Source organism: Martinezella lusitana, assembly GCF_900094565.1.
GTDB classification, from domain to species: Bacteria; Pseudomonadota; Alphaproteobacteria; order Rhizobiales; family Rhizobiaceae; genus Rhizobium; species Rhizobium lusitanum.
Genome location: NZ_FMAF01000018.1, coordinates 14,378 through 32,305, shown reverse-complemented (window position 1 = coordinate 32,305; position 17,928 = coordinate 14,378). Strand labels below are relative to the sequence as shown.

The 17,928-nt window shown below is 59.3% G+C and carries 17 protein-coding genes and 1 pseudogene; 10 read left to right on the top strand and 8 right to left on the bottom strand.

Going from position 1 to position 17,928, the window contains the following annotated elements:
- Positions 1-257 precede the first annotated feature (257 nt).
- Positions 258-446, top strand: a complete 189-nt coding sequence (locus GA0061101_RS26460; protein WP_037197510.1) for a hypothetical protein — start codon at positions 258-260, stop codon at positions 444-446.
- Between the two features lie 43 nt (positions 447-489).
- Here GA0061101_RS26460 and GA0061101_RS26455 read toward each other — a convergent pair whose 3' ends face one another.
- The 3 genes from GA0061101_RS26455 to GA0061101_RS26445 form a co-directional block, all read right to left on the bottom strand.
- Positions 490-1,218: an esterase family protein gene (locus tag GA0061101_RS26455; RefSeq protein ID WP_037197511.1), complete on the bottom strand. Its 729-nt coding sequence runs from the start codon at positions 1,216-1,218 to the stop codon at positions 490-492.
- Positions 1,215-2,174 (bottom strand): acetylxylan esterase, encoded by a 960-nt coding sequence (locus GA0061101_RS26450; protein WP_037197512.1) that lies wholly within the window; start codon positions 2,172-2,174, stop codon positions 1,215-1,217. The genes GA0061101_RS26455 and GA0061101_RS26450 overlap by 4 nt, the downstream gene beginning before the upstream one ends.
- Before the next feature lie 101 nt (positions 2,175-2,275).
- Complete coding sequence (locus tag GA0061101_RS26445) at positions 2,276-3,481, bottom strand: ROK family transcriptional regulator (protein WP_037197513.1); 1,206 nt, start codon at positions 3,479-3,481, stop codon at positions 2,276-2,278.
- Positions 3,482-3,756: 275 nt separating this feature from the next.
- Between GA0061101_RS26445 and GA0061101_RS26440 the strand changes: the two genes are divergently transcribed.
- From GA0061101_RS26440 to GA0061101_RS26420, 5 genes are all read left to right on the top strand, one after another.
- Positions 3,757-5,028, top strand: coding sequence for an ABC transporter substrate-binding protein (locus GA0061101_RS26440; RefSeq protein WP_037197514.1), 1,272 nt, complete (start codon positions 3,757-3,759; stop codon positions 5,026-5,028).
- Positions 5,029-5,092: 64 nt separating this feature from the next.
- Positions 5,093-5,977: a carbohydrate ABC transporter permease gene (locus GA0061101_RS26435; protein ID WP_037197516.1), complete on the top strand. Its 885-nt coding sequence runs from the start codon at positions 5,093-5,095 to the stop codon at positions 5,975-5,977.
- Complete coding sequence (locus tag GA0061101_RS26430) at positions 5,977-6,828, top strand: carbohydrate ABC transporter permease (protein ID WP_037197517.1); 852 nt, start codon at positions 5,977-5,979, stop codon at positions 6,826-6,828. Before GA0061101_RS26435 ends, GA0061101_RS26430 begins: the two co-directional genes overlap by 1 nt.
- Before the next feature lie 64 nt (positions 6,829-6,892).
- Complete coding sequence (locus GA0061101_RS26425) at positions 6,893-8,038, top strand: ABC transporter ATP-binding protein (RefSeq protein WP_037197519.1); 1,146 nt, start codon at positions 6,893-6,895, stop codon at positions 8,036-8,038.
- Positions 8,039-8,058: 20 nt separating this feature from the next.
- Positions 8,059-10,200, top strand: coding sequence for a beta-galactosidase (locus GA0061101_RS26420; RefSeq protein ID WP_037197520.1), 2,142 nt, complete (start codon positions 8,059-8,061; stop codon positions 10,198-10,200).
- Positions 10,201-10,240: 40 nt separating this feature from the next.
- On the opposite strand, the gene GA0061101_RS40785 is transcribed toward GA0061101_RS26420, so the two are convergent.
- Complete coding sequence (locus GA0061101_RS40785; protein WP_280518154.1) at positions 10,241-10,366, bottom strand: hypothetical protein; 126 nt, start codon at positions 10,364-10,366, stop codon at positions 10,241-10,243.
- 230 nt (positions 10,367-10,596) lie between these two features.
- On the opposite strand from GA0061101_RS40785, the gene GA0061101_RS26415 reads away from it, so the two are divergent.
- The 3 genes from GA0061101_RS26415 to GA0061101_RS26405 all read left to right on the top strand — a co-directional run bounded on the left by GA0061101_RS26415 (position 10,597) and on the right by GA0061101_RS26405 (position 13,509).
- A complete protein-coding gene (locus GA0061101_RS26415; protein ID WP_037197521.1) occupies positions 10,597-10,902 on the top strand; it encodes a hypothetical protein in 306 nt (101 codons plus the stop codon).
- A 143-nt stretch (positions 10,903-11,045) separates the two neighbouring features.
- Positions 11,046-11,345, top strand: a complete 300-nt coding sequence (locus GA0061101_RS26410) for a putative quinol monooxygenase (protein WP_037197522.1) — start codon at positions 11,046-11,048, stop codon at positions 11,343-11,345.
- Positions 11,346-11,709: 364 nt separating this feature from the next.
- A complete protein-coding gene (locus GA0061101_RS26405; protein ID WP_141694122.1) occupies positions 11,710-13,509 on the top strand; it encodes a GGDEF domain-containing protein in 1,800 nt (599 codons plus the stop codon).
- A gap of 38 nt (positions 13,510-13,547) precedes the next feature.
- Here the strand turns inward: GA0061101_RS26405 and GA0061101_RS41145 are convergent.
- Positions 13,548-13,640: pseudogene (locus GA0061101_RS41145) on the bottom strand (spore coat protein U domain-containing protein); the annotation flags it as partial.
- A gap of 99 nt (positions 13,641-13,739) precedes the next feature.
- Positions 13,740-14,639 (bottom strand): hypothetical protein, encoded by a 900-nt coding sequence (locus tag GA0061101_RS26395; RefSeq protein WP_037197523.1) that lies wholly within the window; start codon positions 14,637-14,639, stop codon positions 13,740-13,742.
- A 313-nt stretch (positions 14,640-14,952) separates the two neighbouring features.
- Here GA0061101_RS26395 and GA0061101_RS26390 point away from each other — a divergent pair, with 313 nt between their 5' ends.
- Positions 14,953-15,570, top strand: a complete 618-nt coding sequence (locus GA0061101_RS26390) for a hypothetical protein (protein WP_037197524.1) — start codon at positions 14,953-14,955, stop codon at positions 15,568-15,570.
- 95 nt (positions 15,571-15,665) lie between these two features.
- Here GA0061101_RS26390 and pepT read toward each other — a convergent pair whose 3' ends face one another.
- Entirely contained in the window at positions 15,666-16,898 is a 1,233-nt protein-coding gene (gene pepT, locus GA0061101_RS26385) for a peptidase T (RefSeq protein ID WP_037197527.1), read from the bottom strand.
- Positions 16,899-17,180: 282 nt separating this feature from the next.
- Positions 17,181-17,705 carry a DUF992 domain-containing protein gene (locus GA0061101_RS26380; protein WP_037197528.1) on the bottom strand — a complete coding sequence of 175 codons (525 nt, stop codon included), beginning with the start codon at positions 17,703-17,705 and terminating at the stop codon, positions 17,181-17,183.
- Positions 17,706-17,928: the final 223 nt, after the last annotated feature.

The following is a 17,928-nucleotide window of genomic DNA, read 5'->3' as shown; positions in this document are numbered from 1 at the left end:
AGTCGATGAGAATTGCATTGGCGGCTGCAACCGGCGCCGTGTGCTGGGCGATTTGGATCGATACATCAAGCCCTCCAATCCAGTTGGAGATTGAACGCCAAGATTGCAACAATGTTCCAATCCGGCGAGCCGTTCAAGTTCGATACCGCAGCGCCCGATTTGATTAGCGGACGTAGTTAATTTTTTAACAATTGTGCGGATACTAGTGGAACAAACCATGGAATCAAGGGTTTCCGTGCCAAGCCGGAGGAATCGAGATGAATTTGAAGATCGTCACTGCACAGTCGGAGGTAGAGACCGACGACACCGGAACCTATCCGGATGGCATGGTGGAGCGCATTCTTATCGACTTCTCCACAAGCCACGAGCAACAGCACCGCAAATCGCATGAGCGTGACTATGGCGCGCGCAAGGTGATCAGACCCATCCCCGTTGGTCTGATCTAGGTTCATTCACAGCAATTGCTGATCAAGCCTTGGGGGGCCGTGCTCAAATGTAGAGCGGTGCCATCCGGCGCCACGCGCCGGCACGGTGCGCGCGTCCGTCCCAAACATGCAATCGATGGCTGACCTGCTTGTCAGCCAGAAGCCGGCTCAAATGGCGATTGTTGTCCAGGAAAGGATCGGCATCGCCGATCGTCAAGACGATATCGACCTGTCGCAGCTTTTCCAGCTGCCAATCACAATTCAGCCCCGGCAGGAAATGCGTCGGCGTATGAAAGTAGATGTCGTCGTCATAATAGCCGTCGAACAGATCGCCGAAGGATTCGATTTGCATCGTCAGGTCATAACGACCGGAAAAAGCGACGAGCTTGCGGAAGAGGTGAGGGTAGCGGAAGACCAGGCTGGCAGCCTGGAAGGCGCCGAGGCTGCAGCCATGGACGATGGTGCATTCATGCGGGTTCTTTTGCGCCATAAGCGGCAGAACTTCGTTGAGTATATAGTCCTCGTATGCCCCATGCCGGCGGATGCGCTCGGCCGGATGCCGATGGGAACCATAGAAGGTTTCCATGGCGAGCCCTTCGATGCAGTAGAGCTGCAGATGTCCGGCGTTCAATTTTTCCGCAAGGCTGGCAACGATCCCGATCTGCTCATATTGCCAGAAACGTCCATCCCTCGTGGGAAACATCAGCACTTTGGCGCCGGCATGGCCGAAGACCAGCAGCTCCATGTCTCGATCCAGCCGTGGGCTGTACCAGCGCAGATATTCCCGGTTCATGACACCTTGAAAAGTCGCCCCACCTTGTCACGCAGACGTGCATTCTGCTCGTCCATGCCAGCATAGTCGAAATGGCCGGCATCCAGAATGAATATTTCGTTAAATTTCTGTAGCGCATTTGCGACGGCGAACTGGCAGGGCGGCGCCACGGCGGGATCGAAAAGGGCAGGGGCTACGAGCATCGGCACGTTGATGCGGCTTGCAGCGATTGCTGCATCGAAGAAACGCAAAGTCTCGAACACGCTTCCATGCTTCTCCTGATAGGCCTGGACGGACTGGGCGCTGCCGACCGTTGGCAGCGTCAGCCAAAGCTGCCGATGCCCGAAGGTCGGGACGACCAGATGGCCGCTGTCGATGCGCGCATCGAAGGGAATTGCCAGAGCCCCGATGCCGCCGCCGAAGCTGATGCCGCTGTAGCCGATTTGACCGGCAATCCAGGGATAGAGTGTCTCAAGTGTCGATACGGCGAGCCAGAGATCTTCGACGCAGCCGCCGATGACATAGGTATCGCGATTTTCGATACCGCTGAGGACGTGTTCGGCCGCATCCGGTGGAAGTTGCGGGCAGGCACTGAGGGACAGGCCGCGGAAACAGGGGAACAGCACCGCTGTCTCCTCCAGCGGCAGATCAAGATCGGGCTGGTCTCTCCCGCCATAGCCATGTCCGACGACAAGGCCGCGCCGCACCTGGCCTTGGCGGGGAATGAGAAGCCAGCCGTTGATTTGAAACGAGCCTGTCGATGTGTAGCTGACGTTGAAGACGTGCCAGTTGTCATGGCGCAATTTACTGCGGCGAAGCTTCGGTTGCGGATCGACGGCAATTGCCGCGCTGTAGCGCTTCCGCCAGAAATCGTCGAAACCAACAGGCGCCTCCGGCGGCATGATGGCCAGCAACTGCTTTAGCTGCATGCCGTAGGTGGGGTCGAAGGCGAAGGGATGGACTGTAGGGGCGCTCATCTGGCGTTTGTCGCGTGAAAGGGCTGGCGATGCAAGACCGAACCGTTGGGGGTGCGTGCTCGCTTTCTGTTGCCAGCAAGCATGGCGGCGATCACCGTTTTCTATGCCGCCGACGTGGTCGTGTCAGCGTCACTGCTCCCCATCGTCCCGCCGGATGTCTCGAAGTCGAAGAATTTCTGGGTGACGAGGGCGGCTGCACCACGTGCCCAGGAATTGTCTTCCCAATCGGGCAGCAGCGGCGGTGAGGCAAAAAAGGTGCGGGCAGCCATGCTTGATTTCAGAGGGTCGAAAAGAGCATCGCCGAATGAAACCGCCTCGCCTCCAACAACGATCACCTCAGGGTCGGTGATGTTGACGAGGTTGGCAAGCGCCTTGCCGATCCCGGCACCTGCCTCGCCAAGGATCCTGCTGACCTCTGCATCGCCGGCTCTGGCTGCCTCCAGCATATCGGAGAGGTTTTGGTTGTCGTCACGCCTGGTCGCCTCGCGCCAGGTGCGCAGCATGGCAGGCTCCGAATAATAGGCCATCAGGCAACCGCGCTTGCCGCACTCGCAAAGCCGCCCGTTCTCCTCATGCAAGGTGTGGCCGAATTTACCGGCCGCGCCATGGGCACCCCGGTAGAGCTTTCCATCGACGATCAGCGCGCAGCTGATGCCGACACCGATGGCGAGGACGGCCATATCGCGATATTGCCGCCCGAGGCCGAAAAGCTGTTGGGCGATGGCATAGGCGTTCGTATCGTCCTCGAGCCAGACGGGCACCTTGACCCTTTGCGCCACCATCGATGCGAGGGGCACGTTGTTCCATTTGAAACGAAAGCTGCGCACGCAGATGGCCTGACCGTTGTCGATGACACCGGGCACGGAAATACCGACTCCTGCCAGTCGCGCTTGCGGGCGCCCTGCGGCTTCAACGAGCATGGGCACGGCTTCGGCCAGCGTCTTCGCTACATTCTCCGGCTCGTTATCGATAAGGGTCAGTCGACAGGAGGCAAGCGGGTTGGTTGCCAGATCGGTCACGACGCATTCCACGGAGCCGACCATCAGCTTGAAGCCGATCGCCAACCCGTTGGTGTAGTTGATCTCGACGGGTATGGGCCGCCGGCCCGAAAGCCCGGCCACCGCCTTGCCTTCGGTGACGTGTCCTTCCTCGATCAGATCGGCAATGACGAAGGTGACGGCGGCCGGGCTAAGACCGGTGATCGTCGCTATTTCGGCGCGGCTTTTCGGCCCCTCCTGCCTCAAAAGGTTCAGGATGAGCCGCCGGTTCAGGGCTCGCGACGTGCTCTGGTCGCCTTTCAGTTTCACGATTTCTCTTTCTTAATTTTGTAAATTAATTATTGCGTCCGTTTCAGACTTATGCATAACTTCACCCGTCGATCAACATCCGGCTCGTGCGCAAGCACGAAGAAGTCAGCAATAGGACAAGGTTTCTCGAACCGAAAGTTCCGGGCGATGCAAATGCATTGCCGCGGCAGGTTTGTTGCGACCGTGCGTGGGAGGGCAGGAGGGGCGCCCGCCGCGTGTTCGTACGGCTGGCTGAGCAGGGGTGAGGGTGGACGTCACAACGGGAGGAGTTTCAAATGACTTTCAATTTGCTTGGAAGGCCGGCGAGCCGGCGTGTCTTTTTGAAGGGTGCAGGGGCGGCGTCCGTCGCAGCGCTCACCGGTTTTCCGATGCCCGCCATCGCGCAGGCCCAGGACGTCAACATCATTTCGGACGAAAACAACGCCGATGCATTGGCGATCCTGCGCAAGATCGCCGACGATTTCGGCAAGCAGGCCGGCGTCAAGGTCGTGGTCAACAACATGGATCACGAGGCGCACAAAACGGCGATCCGCAACTATCTGGTCGCCGGCGCGCCCGATATCTGCTTCTGGTTTTCGGGAAACCGCATGCGCGCCTTCGTCAAGCGCGGCCTGTTCGATGATATCTCCGATCTGTTCGAAAAGGAGAAATACAAGGACGTGCTCGGCCCCGCCGCGGGCTCAGTTACCGTCGACGGCAAGCAGTATGGGCTGCCGACCGGCGGAACGCTTTGGGGCATGTTCTACCGCAAGGATGTCTTTAGTCAGCTTGGAGCGACGGTTCCGGCGAGTTGGGATGATTTCCTGGCTTTCGGCGCCAAGTGCAAGAGCGCCAACCTAACGCCGATCGCCATGGGCACAAAGGAATTGTGGCCGGCGGCCGGTTGGTTCGACCAGATGAACCTGCGCATCAACGGTCTCGACAAGCACATGGCGCTGATGAATGGCGAGATGAGCTATCTCGACCCGGCGCTGAAGCCGGTATTCGACAATTGGGAGACCCTGATCAAGCAGGATTTCTTCACGCCGAACAACACCTCGTTCGGCTGGCAGGAGGCGGGTGCTCTGCTGTCGCAGAAGAAGGCGGGCATGATGAATCTCGGCGCTTTCGTGCGCTCCACCTTTCCGAAGGAGGATCTCGATCAGCTCGCATTCGCGCCCTTCCCGACGATCGATCCGAAGGTCGGCCGTTTCGAGGAATTTTCGCTGAATTCGATGCATATCCCGACCAATGCCAAGAACAAGCAGGGCGCGCGCGAGTTCCTCGCCTATTTCTATCGCCCCGAAAATCTCGGCCCTTATCTGGTACCCGGCGGCAACGTGCCGCCGCGCAACGACCTGCCGCCAAGCAAGGACCCGCTGGTCAATGCCGCAGTCGAGGCGCTGAAGACGGTGCAGGGCACATCGCAATATTACGACCGCGACAGCGATCCCGACATGGCCCAGGCCGGCCTCGTCGGCTTCCAGGAATTCATGGCAAAGCCCGAACGACGCAACGCCATTCTGCAGCGGCTCGAGGGTACGCGTAAGCGTATCTACAAGATCTAGCCTTCCTCCCAGCGACCGGGAGGCGGGGCCGTTGCTCCGCCTCTCCATACCGAAAGAGGACAAAATGATGACGTTCTGGCGCCGCCATCGCTGGTGGCTCACCCCGACTTTGCTGATTTTGCCCGCGGCCGTTCTCTTCTCCGTCGTGATCCTGTGGTCGGCTGTGGAAAGCCTCTGGATCAGCCTGCATGATTGGGACGGCTTCAGCCCGATGGTCTGGATCGGCTTCGGCAATTATGTCGAGCTGTTCAACGACCCGCAATTCTACGTCTCGCTGAAGAACAATGTGATCTGGCTGGTCATGTTCATGGCGGCGCCGCCCATCGGGCTGGCGATCGCACTGCTCGTCAATCAGAAGATCCGCGGCATGCGGCTGATGAAGTCGCTCTTCTTCATTCCGCTGGTGCTCGCCTCGGTCGCCGTCGGCGTCGTCTTTACCTGGGTCTATACGCCGCAACTCGGATTGCTCGCCCTGATCTTCGGCTTTTTCGGCGCGGCCGCGCCGGCGGTTCTCTCCGACGAGCACTTCGTCACCTTTGCGATCGTCATCGCAGCGCTCTGGCCGCAGATCGCCTTCTGCATGGTGCTCTATCTCGCCGGTCTCAACAGCCTCAGCGAGGAGTTGATCGGAGCCGGACGGGTCGACGGTGCAAGAGGCTGGAACATGTTGCGCCATATCGTCCTGCCGCAGCTGACACAGGTCACCTTCATCGCCATTGCGGTCACCGTCGTCGGCGCGCTTCGATCCTTCGACATGGTCTCGGTCATGACGCAGGGCGGTCCCTTCGGCTCCTCCGAAGTGTTGGCCTACCAGATGTTCGAACAGTCGATCTTCTCCTATCGCTTCGGCTATGGCGCGGCGATCGCCTCGGTCCTGTTCGTGATCATGGCGGTGTTCATCGTCTGGTATCTCACGCGCATCATTCGCATCGAAGAAAGAGGGGCCTGATGTATCCGCGCCCGATCCCTGAAGATGCCATCTGGCGTCGCCGCTTCTATTTCATCGCCGTGCTCGCCATCCTGATCCTCTGGCTGTGCCCGCTCTTTGCCATCATCCTGACGTCGTTCCGCTCGACGCAGGATGTGATGGGCGGCAATCTCTGGGGCTGGCCGACGCAATTCGGCCTGGTGGATAACTACACCTCCGTCTTCACCCAGACACCGATGGCGCGCTATTTCCTCAATAGCCTGACAATCACCATACCCGCCGTCATCGGCGTGCTGATCCTGAGCACGCTCGCCGGCTTCGTCCTGGCGCGCTATCGCTTTCGCGGCAACATGCTGGTCTTTGCCCTGTTCGTCGGCGGCAATTTCCTGCCCTATCAGATCATGATGATCCCCGTGCGCGACTTGATGGTACGCATCGGCCTCTACGACACCACGGCAGCGCTGGTCATTTTCCACATCGCCTTCCAGACGGGCTTTGCGACGCTGTTCATGCGCAACTTCATCGCCGCTCTGCCGGACGAGTTGTTCCAGGCGGCGAGGGCGGAGGGCGCGACGCCGTTCCAGACGCTTGTTCACGTGGTGGTACCCCTGGTGCGGCCGGCACTGGCCGCCCTCGCCATCCTGATCTTCACCTTCGTCTGGAACGACTATTTCTGGGCCGTGGTGCTGACGGTCAGCGATACGGTGAAGCCGGTGACGGCTGGGCTTGCCAATCTGCGCGGCGAATGGGTTTCGGCCTGGAACCTGATTTCGGCGGGCACGATCGTCGTTGCCGTGCCTCCGGTCGTGATGTTCTTCCTCATGCAGCGGCATTTCATCGCCGGTCTCACCATGGGCGCGGTGAAGGGATGAGCGATCTGTCCGCCATCCCCGCCGCCGTTCCTCATGCCAATCCATTCTTTGAGAGCCCTGAAGCATGACCAGTCTCGAACTTCGTCACGTCAACAAGAATTACGGCGCTTATCATGCGCTGCGCGGCATCGATCTCTCGGTCGAGCAGGGTGAATTCATCGTCATGGTCGGGCCATCAGGCTGCGGCAAGTCCACGCTGCTGAAGTCGATCGCCGGGCTGGAAACGATCTCTTCCGGCCAGATCATGATCAACGGCCGCGATGTCAGCACGGCCGAGCCCGGCGATCGCGGCATCGCCATGGTCTTTCAGTCCTACGCGCTCTACCCGCATATGACGGTCGCCGAGAACATGGGTTTCGGTCTGCGCATGGCAAAAAGGCCGAAGGCGGAGATCGATGCGGCCGTGGCACGCGCCGCGAAGATCCTCAGGATAACCGATCAGCTCGGCAAGCGACCGAAACAGCTTTCCGGCGGCCAGCGCCAGCGCGTCGCGATCGGCCGCGCCATCACTCGCTCGCCCGACGTCTTCCTGTTCGACGAGCCGCTGTCCAATCTGGATGCGGCACTTCGCACGCAGATGCGTGTCGAGTTGAGCGGCTTGCATGCCGAACTCGGAGCGACCATGGTCTATGTGACGCATGACCAGGTCGAAGCGATGACGATGGCAAGCCGGATCGTCGTTCTCAATCGCGGCCTCATCGAGCAGGTGGGCTCGCCGCTGGAGCTCTATCGCAACCCGACCAACCTCTTCGTTGCCGGCTTCCTTGGCGCGCCGCGGATGAACTTCTTTCCCGTCACGGTCGATCAGGTCACAGGAAATTCGGCTACGGTTTCCGCCCCGGGTCTGGCGCCCGTAGCCGTCGAATTGGCGGCCGGTTCGTCGGTCGAGAAGGGTGCAAAGCTGACGCTCGGTATCCGGCCGGAGAATATCGCGGTCGCGGATGGTCCGTCGCCCGGTGCTGTGGTTGCCGGTCGTGTCGGTCTTGTCGAGCATCTCGGTCGCGAGACCATCCTTTATGTCGACGCCGGCGAGCTGCAATGTGTCAGCTCCGAAAGCGGCACCGGCAACATCACCGTGCAGATCGGCCATGTCGCCGGCATCAATGCCGATGCGCCGGTCAGCCTCAGCATCGACCCGCGCGAGATCTACCTGTTTTCCACCCAGGACGAGCGGACCATGACAGTCCGCAAGCCAATACTCGACAAATAACAGTTCAGGAGCCTGATACCGTGTCAGCAAGCAGCAGTAAGAACGACCTTTCCGTATGGCGGACCATCAAGACCGACAGGTTTCTTGTGGGCGCGCCGCATTATCCGGAACATGTCGACGAGAGCTATTGGGAGCGCGATGCCAAGCGCATGGCCGAGGCCGGCTTCAATGTCGCGCGTCTCGGTGAGTTCGCATGGCATCTCTTCGAGCCAAAGCTCGGCACCTTCGATTTCGATCTTTTCGACCGTGCAATCGCCGTGCTGGCGCGTCATGGCATCGACACCATCATGTGCACCCCGACGGCGACGCCGCCGCGCTGGCTGACGGTCGCCCATCCCGAAATCCTTCGCGTCGACGGCAACGGCCGGACGATGAGCCATGGCTCGCGCCAGCATGCCGATACCGCAAGCCCGGTGTTCCGCGAGTACAGCAAGCGCATTACCAAGGCGATGGCCGAGCACTATCGGGACAATCCGCATGTCATCGGCTGGCAGACCGACAATGAGCTGAATACCAGCATGCCGGAATCCTTCTCCCCGGCGACACTTTCGGAGTTCCAGGCCTTTCTCGCCGATAAATACGGGACGATCGACAAGCTCAATTTCGCCTGGGGCGGCGATTTCTGGGCGACGGCCTATGACGATTTCGGTCAGGTCGTGCTTCCCATCGAGTTCGGCCCGACCTTCCCGAGCCCAGGACATGTGCAGGACTATCACCGCTTCCTCGCCTTCGCGACGGCACGTTTCCAGCACGATCAGGTGGAAATCCTGCGCGCCACCAAGGCGGAATGGTTCATCTTCCACAATCTCGGCGGCCTTCGCGATATCGACTTCCGAGGCCAGTTCTCCACCGATCTCGATTTCGTCGGCTATGACATCTATCCGATGCTCTACGATGAGTTTCAGCGCATCGGCAACCACGCCAAGGTGCAGGCGCTCCACCTCGATATCTGCCGCGGATTCTCCGGCAATTACATCGTTCCCGAACAGCAATCCGGCTTCGGAAGCCAGCCCGGTTTCTGCACGCTGACGCCGGAGCCTGGCGAAATGCGGCGCATGGCCATGTCCTCGGTCGCGCGCGGCGCCGATGGCTTGCTGTTCTTCCGCTGGCGGCCTGCGCATTTCGGCGCGGAAATCTACTGGATGGGCCTCATCGATCACGATGATGTGCCGCGCCACCGTTACGACGAGGCAAAACGCTTCGCGACCGAGATGACCGCTCTCAAGGACAAGATCCTCGGAACCCATGTGCGCATGGATGTCGGCATCGCCGGCTCGGATTTCGACAATCAGGAGGCGCACAAGACCTATTCGATCGGCCTGCCGAGCCCGCAGGACGATGCAATTCAGTTGCATCAATATTGCTATGACCGCGGTATCGCCTGCGGCTTCATCCATCCCGAGGACGACCTTTCGCGGCTGAAGCTGCTCTATGTGCCGCATTGGGTAATGTGGAAGGACGGCTGGACCGCGCGGCTCGAAGCCTTTGCCCGAGATGGCAGCACGGTCGTCATCGGCGCGCGCACCGGCACGCGCGACGAAAACAACCATGTCATCCGTGAGACAGCACCGGGTTCGTCGCTGACACGGCTGACGGGCGTCAAGGTGGAGGATTTCGGCCGGCTGGCAGCGCCCGGTGCCAAGGGTCTTTTCGACGTCATGTCCCGGTCGGGCGGCCTGGTCATCCCACCCAATCGCCCGGCGGAATCCCATCGGCGCGTTCGTCGCTTCACCTTCGGCAATCGTGAGATCGAAGCTGCGCACTTTTATGAGAACCTGACGATTGTGGATGATGCCGAAGTGGTTGCGACATGGTCGAACCGTTATGCCGAAGGCCAGCCGATGGCGAGCTTGCGTCGGGTCGGCAAGGGCAGGGTGCTCTATCTCGGCACCTATCTGACGCCGGAGCTGACCGATGCCCTGGCCGACAGGACCTTTGCGGAAGCCGGCATCGGACCGCTCGTCGGCGATCTGCCCGAGGGAGTCGAGGTGACGATGCGCCAGAACGATGACCGGCGGCTGCTCTTCCTGCAGAATTACCTCGATCAGCGCGCTGAGCTGAGTGAAGTCCCGGCCGGGATCAATCTTCTCGATGACGGCAAGTCGGTATCCGGCGCTCTGTCGCTCGATGCCTATGGCTGCGCCATCATCGAGCTTCGCTAAGCCCAGTCTTTCGGCGCCCGCTTTGTGCAGCGGGTGCCGATCAGGGGCTCAGGCTGACAGGATGATCGATGCGGTAGAGCACATACGGCCGCAGGATATGTCCTTCCGGCACGGTGATGTCGTCAAAATCCCCATCTTCCACGCGCAATATGCCGATCTTTTCCATCGTCAGGCGGCAAGGCGATTTAATCACACATTGCGAAAGGATGGCGCAAACAGCTGGCTTTCTTGCGCAACGATATCGCTTCCATGGTCCTGTTGGAGTATAACTTACCCATGATCAGGATCGTAGCAACGGCCTGAAAAGGTCATCGTGCGCATCGACTATGCGATGCTGACGATAACCAGGAGAATAATGGCCAATAGCCGCAAGCGGCAAAAGGGACCGCGTGAAAAATGGGCGAAGTCATCCAGTTCAGGCCCACGACGAGATATGGCAAGCAAATCGATGCGCAGGCCCGCATAGAAAAGGAGTTGATGCTTCCCTTCATGACGGCGGAAACATCTGGGAGACGACCTTCTCGCGCGAATGTCCCGGATATCCCGCCCTGCGCGGCGTCGAAGAAGAACCTGCCCGTGAACGGCATTGCCATCGTCATCGGTTCTATTCTGGTCTACGCGCTGGTGATATCGCATGTCGTCGGACAACCACATTACTCGGCCCGCGCAAATCTTATGCCGGCGGCATTCGTGCAGAACTAGTTTTATCTCCGCGATATCGGTTTCGGTCACCTTCCTTTGAAGAGATGATCGCTTTCTGGTCTGCCTGATCGGGAACAGTTCCTATCGCCCGACGTTGGTTGACGTTATCCGAGACATCATCCGCACATGAAAGGTGGTGGGTCATGAGCAAACTTGCACTGTATGTTCCGCTGAAGGCCAAGCCCGGCAAGGAGGCCGAGGTTGCCGATTTTCTGCGATCGGCATTGCCTTTGGTCCTCGCGGAACCCGGTACGGCAAGCTGGTATGCGATCGAAGAAGGCCCCGGAAAGTTCGCCATTTTCGACACGTTCGACAATGAAGCGGGCCGGCAGGCCCATCTCGACGGCAAAGTAGCGGCCGCTTTGATGGAAAAAGTACAGGCGGGAGATCTCTTTGCCGAGCCGCCGCAGATCTACAAGCTGAACCTGCTCGCCAGCAAATAAGCATTCGAGCCACCGACCCAGTTCTGGGGCGATAAGGGAGGCCCATAGGCGGGCGAACTCCCTTCTATGGGAGAGACCCCGGCAAAACTCACGTCGTACAAAGCAGCGGCGATCGCTCGCGCTTTGTACGATTGCCCGCATCGCCTTGTCGGTGTCGACTACTTTTTTTGGCCGTTCTTCGCCGCGCCAATGACGCCGAAAACCTCTCTTTGTTGTGCATAAACATAAGGCTATCGTGACTGGCTGACAATTTGCGTAACCTCGTCATCAGCTCGTGAGAAATATTTTATTTCTGTGCCTTAAACGAAGATTCTACCAGTTGCAGTTTATTCTCGATCAAACGGTTCTCGGTGGAGTGCACTTATTGTCGCGGCTTAGAATTCAACAGCTACAGTGGAACGGCGCCATAGCCGTTATCATGGTTTGCTTGATGATGGCCGGCTCGACGATTGCCTTTAGCTTGTCGGATTACATCCACTACAAGCGCGGGGTGACGGAGTTCAAGCGCTTCGATGCCGCCTTGCGTGCGGCTGCCACGATATCGAAGGAGCGGGGGCCGGCGAACAGCCTTATGGGCGCCTCCGAGGAACAGCAGCCGCAATTTGCCGCCGCGTTGAAAGCGAGCCGTGGCGACACCGACGTTGATATCGCCAAGATCGAGACGATCTTCCGGACGGAGATAGATGCGTCGCCGGAAATGAGCAGCGCATTCATGGCCGTCAAGGCGCAATTGGAAGCAGGCCGAAAAGCCGTCGATGCGGTCGCGGCCATTCCGCGCGACGAGCGGAGTGGGACACAAATAGCCGAGGCGATACAGACGATGTCCCGGGCGGCGGACCGGGCGCAGGATTACCGTGACGTAGCGGGACGTTTGATTATCGCTCAGGCGCCGCAGACCGGGGCCGAAGTCATGCTGACTTCGATGGCCGGAACGCTCAGAGAACGCGCCGGAAGATTGGGATCCTATGTGGTCATGATGCTCGCCTCGCAAGGGCAGGCCCGCTCGCACTACCGGGCGGAGTTCGACAATGAGTTGAACCGCCTTTTCGAAGTGAATGCGCTGTTGAAGACCTATGCTCCATCAACGCTGCATTCCCAGGCTATCGCGCAACTGCTGGATCAAGTGACGGTGAATTACTTTGCCGGATCCTTGCCCTATGCGCAGCAGGTTGCTTTTGAGCTGAATGGAGGCAACCCGCCAACGGCGGGGGAGTTCACTCAAAAATATGTTCCGGGGATGAAATCGACGGAGACGTTGCGTGAACTCATCGAAGAGACCGCGCTGACGTCGTTGGAGGAATCACAGCAGAAGGCCTTGAGAGCCATGCTGATATCGGCGCTCCTGGCCGTAACGGCGATATCGGTGGTTGCCGGATTGGCCTATGCGCTCAGGCGATCCCTGTTCCAGCCGATGCTTGCCGCCATACGGCAGATTGACGATATCGCTGCCGGCGACCTATCGGAGCCCGAAGCGATGCCGCACGCCGGTCGGGAAGTGCGCGAGATGTTCCTGCGACTGAACATTCTGCGGGAGCAGCAGCGTTTCAAGCGACATCTGGAGATGGAGCGCAAATCGATGACGGAGGAATTGAAGCGTCTCTCTCAGACGGATGCGCTGACCGGTCTGCTTAATCGCAGAGCGCTCAGTGAAGCAGTCGAGGAATTGCTCGCTGCTCCGCGATCCGGATTCCGTGGTTTCGGCATCGTCATGTTCGACATCGACCATTTCAAGTCGATCAATGATCGGTACGGCCATGCCGTCGGCGACGTCGTGCTTCAAAGGACGGCTCAGATATTGAGCCCATGTCTGCGCCCCGGGGATCTGTTTGCGCGCTATGGCGGCGAGGAATTCATCATTATATTGGGCGACGCGACCGAGGCAGTCGCTCAGGCAACCGCGGAGCGGTTGCGCGCGGCCTTGGCCCACGCTGTCATCAGCGAAGAGCATGGGTTGCGCGCCACCGCCAGCTTTGGCGTCGGCTGGCGAGCAGAATGCGCTTTAGGGGCTTGGGAGGAACTGGCGGGCGTGGCGGACAGGCGACTCTATCAAGCCAAGCGAAGCGGCCGCAATATGGTTTATTCCTCCGATATGCCTGAGACGGCGGCGGCCGTATCGACGGTTGGAACCAGCCGGCGCAGCGCAGGCGGCCCAGATGCTGCATGAGGGAGCCGCGAGGGTCCGTCGACATATCGCATTTCGTATCAGTAGGTGAGTGTGACGACCACTGTGTCGGTATAGGTTCCCGGTAACGGCGTTGTCTGGGGCGACACGCGACCATAGACAGTCAGAGCTTGAGCTGTGTTGATGAATACCTCAAAGTAGACGTCACGTGTCCCGGCGGGCAGGTCGGCGGTTACCGCTGCGGCCGGCAACGTGCACCCTGGAGGCCTGCGTCAGGCGGTCAGCGTCGAGGTTGCATGCGATCTTTCGTCGAGACGGTCGGGTGTATTGAGCACCGCCGCGCTCACCGCATCGATCATCGCATATTTCTCGGCCTGATAGTTCCAATATTCCGACACGAAGGTGTGAGACAGCCAGAAGCTGCTCTTTCCCGGCGCGCCAGCCCATCCAACGCTGCCGAATTCCGCCGCCCGTTTGAACAGGCGCTTCAGATGCGTTCTGGAAATCATGAACTGGCTCTGCATCACCTTCATGGAAAGGGGACCGATGAGGATCTTGTCGGCCGCAAAATCGACCGAGGTGATGCGCGAGATGAGATAGTCCATCACGACGCCGCCCGATGTCGCCCAGTTGAACAGACTGAACGTAACGCCGGGATTGCGGAGAATGTCACTATCCATGATCCGCTTGGCGATGATCGGATGCATGCGCCAGATGGCCTCCGGATTGATAGCGACCTGGGCCATCCGGTCCCCGCCGTCGAGCGTATCCAGCACGACGAGATGGGTATGGATCCATCGCATCATATATTCGCGCGTCAGCTCCGTCGGCTCCAGCAGCGTGATGCGGCGGTCCGAGCTCTGCGGCACCGGCTGGATGAATTTATAGGCCAGCATCTCCTTGAGGAAGGCCGCGGCAGTATTGCGGCTGGCAATGCCGTGCTTCACGGCAAAGTCGACGAACCGGCTGCCATATAGCCCAGGCGTCGGTTCATCCGGATAGCCGAGAGAAAGCGAAAAGCCCGAATGAGCCATGAGCCATCGCTGTTGCGCAGCCATAATCGACGCTATCCGGGGATTCTCGCTGTAAATGGCCATGAGCTCGTGTGCGCTCTGCAATATGGCCGACAGAAAATGCTCATCGCGACCAAGTTCTTTTGCGGTAAATACCATGCGCACAATAATATCTTATCTTCGAATTCGAGATGGAATCGTGGCTCAGCCCAGCCACGAATTATTAAAATCACAAGACCATTTGCTTGTCTTGCGACATTCCCGATTAACTTTAAAGATAAAGCTTAATGATGCAGCCTTGCATCATCATCTTCTTTCGGTCCACCGACAAACCGCGTCTCCTGATGAACGAAGGTCCTGGTCCGTCAACATTTCTTTGCAAAAGGTCCGCAATTAGCCATGTTTCGACAAAAGCTGCGCCACAGTTCTCGTGTGAATTGGCCTCTGGAATCTCTGTCCAAAGGAGCTGTCGATGGGTACGCAGCCTGCAAGTTGGTGGAATGGCCAAAGCGAGATGACGCGGAGACTAGGCTCCGGGCTTGCTGTATGCGGCACGGTGGTCGGTGCCCTCTACCTCATCGTTCAAACCGCTCCGGCCGATCGAGCCATGCGGTTCGTCGACGATAGCGGCGTGATCGCGATCAGCAGCGCCAAACCCCTGGAACACGTCGCGATGAGCGGGCCGCAGGTCGTGGTCGATGCGAGCCCGGCACGACAAACGATGTCGGTACCGATCCCGTCGCCGTCGCCGCTTGCCTCGACGGAAAAAGCTGCCGTTACGGCAAAGCGGGTCGCATCCCACGCCGGTATTGCGAAGACCAAGGTCGCATCGTCGGGCGGCGTCGAGCGTTTCGACCGTTGCTTGCCGCAATGCGAAACGCGAGACCCATTGATCGCGGGAGAGCCGGAATACGCCCAGGCCGAACAGCCGCTGGTGAACGATGAGCGGCCTCCTGTTGTGGAGGAGAGGGTCGGGTTTCGTCCGCTGGCTGGCGCGCGCTACCTGCTGAGCCAGGCCGCCGACGCGCCTGGCGCCGTGCTTCGCCGAGGTAGGCGGGCAATCGATGATGTCGCCAGCATCGGCTGGTGAATCTCACGGTCGTCTGCGACAAATGCCAGCGCCTGGGGCCTTGTTTCTGAGGCAACGGGCGCTCTTCTGAGCTGACTTTACCTGCCTGAACCGGCTTAGCTACGCTCCGCCCAGACTTTAGCCAGTTCGACAAGCGTCTTTGCGCCTTTTTCCATGTCCTGCCGGCTGACCCATTCAAGCGGGGAATGAAAGGCATGGCCGCCGGCGAAGATATTGGCGCAAGGCAACCCCATGAACGAGAGCCTTGAACCGTCCGTGCCGCCGCGAATACTGCCGCGCACCGGGGTCATCCCGGCCCGGCGGATCGCCTCCACGGCATTGTCGACGATCTGCGGGTGCCGATCGAGAATCGTCTTCATGTTGCGGTATTGATGCTTGACCGTGAATGTGTGGGAGGAGCCGGGAAAGGCTGTCATCACGTCCTTGACGATCTGTTCCAGCATCGCCTCTTTCACGGCCAGACCGGCATCATCGAAATCACGGATGATGAAACCGAGTGACGCTTTCTCCATCGAGCCGGTCACGCCTGTCGGGTGAATGAAGCCCTCTCGGCCCGCCGTCGTTTCAGGCGCTACGTCCTTCGGCAGCCTGTCGATGATCGCGCCGGCAATCTTGATGGCATTCTCCATCTTTCCCTTGGCAAAGCCCGGATGGATGGCAACACCCTGGATGGTGACTTCGACGCCATCCGCCGAAAAGGTTTCGTCCTCTATATGCCCAGCGGTTTCGCCATCGACCGTATAGGCAAACTGTGCCCCGAGCTTCTTGAGATCCACCTTGTCGACGCCGCGGCCGATCTCCTCGTCGGTCGTGAACAGGAGCTTGATGGTGCCGTGGCGCACATCAGGGTTGTCGACGAGATATTGAGCTGCCGCCACGATCTCGGCGAGGCCGGCCTTGTCGTCGGCGCCAAGCAGGGTCGTGCCATCCGAGGTTATGATGTCGTTGCCGACCTGATCGCGCAAGGCAGGGTGGTCGTCGACACGGATGATTTGTTGCGGATCGCCCGCGAGCCGAATATCGCCGCCGCTATAATTCCGCAGGATCTGAGGCTTGACGTTGGTGCCGGTGAAATCGGGCGCGGTATCCATGTGGGAGCAGAAGCAGATCACCGGAACCGGCTTGTCGACATTGGACGGAATGGTCGCATAGACATAGCCGTGCTCGTCCAGATGCGCGTCACCGAGGCCGATCGCCAGCAATTCCTCGACAAGGATACGCCCGAGGTTTTTCTGCTTCTCAGTCGAGGGCTGGGTGCTCGAAGTCGGGTCCGATTGCGTGTCGATGACGACGTAGCGAAGGAAGCGATCGGTGACAGTATCGGTCATGAGCTTGGCTCCAATTGTTCTTCTGCATTGAATAGCTATAGCCATATACCGGATCGCCGTTAATCCATTTCGGGGCGGAACGGTGACGACAGATAACAGGAGGATAAGGGCAGAGGCCCTTGAAAAGAAACGGGCTTTGTTGATTGAGCGTTGACGATGGTTGTCGACAGACGAGCCAACGAGCAATTTCTTTGGCGGCAAGGTCATCAACAAAAAGAGGCCGCCCTAACATTATGGAAGGGCGGCCATAGAACTCGTGCCGCTTCGCAGCGGCCTAAAACCTCACTCGGTCGAGGTCAGCGTTACCGAAGTCCCGGTAGCGGCGACGTTCAGGCCGAGCTGGCCCGTCACGCTCACCGTCTGAAGATGGATCGAGCCGGAAGTACCACCAACAAGGATGTTCGTGCCGACGCCCGCGCCGAGGGTCGCTTCAACGGTGGCACCCTGATAAAGGCCGCTCAGAGAGCCGTGATGATAGCCGGCTGTCGGAGCGAAGACGAGCCAGACGAGCCGGCTGCGAGTTGTGAAACCAAGGTCGACCCCCATCTTCCTGATCGCACCGCTGTAATGCTCCACGCGCTTACTTCCGACGGTCGAGTGGAAGGTGCAATCCACCTCCTTGGCCGAGCCGAGCACATAACCGACGCCGCCGCCGATTTCGCAATCGAGATAGCCGATCTTGACGCCATTGCGCTGATCGGGTTCCTCCTCGCGATAGCTCGTCGGCAGGTCTGCCGCGCGCGCTACCGCCGCGCCGGCGACGATCAACGATGCGGCTGAAAACGCCAGTGTCAGAATTTTTCTCATCTGTTTTCTCCTTGTCAGAGTATTTATGGGTGACAAGCACCCTCCGGTCGAGCCGATAGAATCAACCCTTACTTAACGTTTGTAATCGCAGAACGATCCCAAAAATAAGGCGGCTATCGTCATGATCCGTTTCACAATATAGGGAACTGTATCGGCAGCGGCAGCCCTTTGACCTTTCACGTTTTGCAACCGACTGAATCGCGCCGCGTCAAATCGGCCGCGT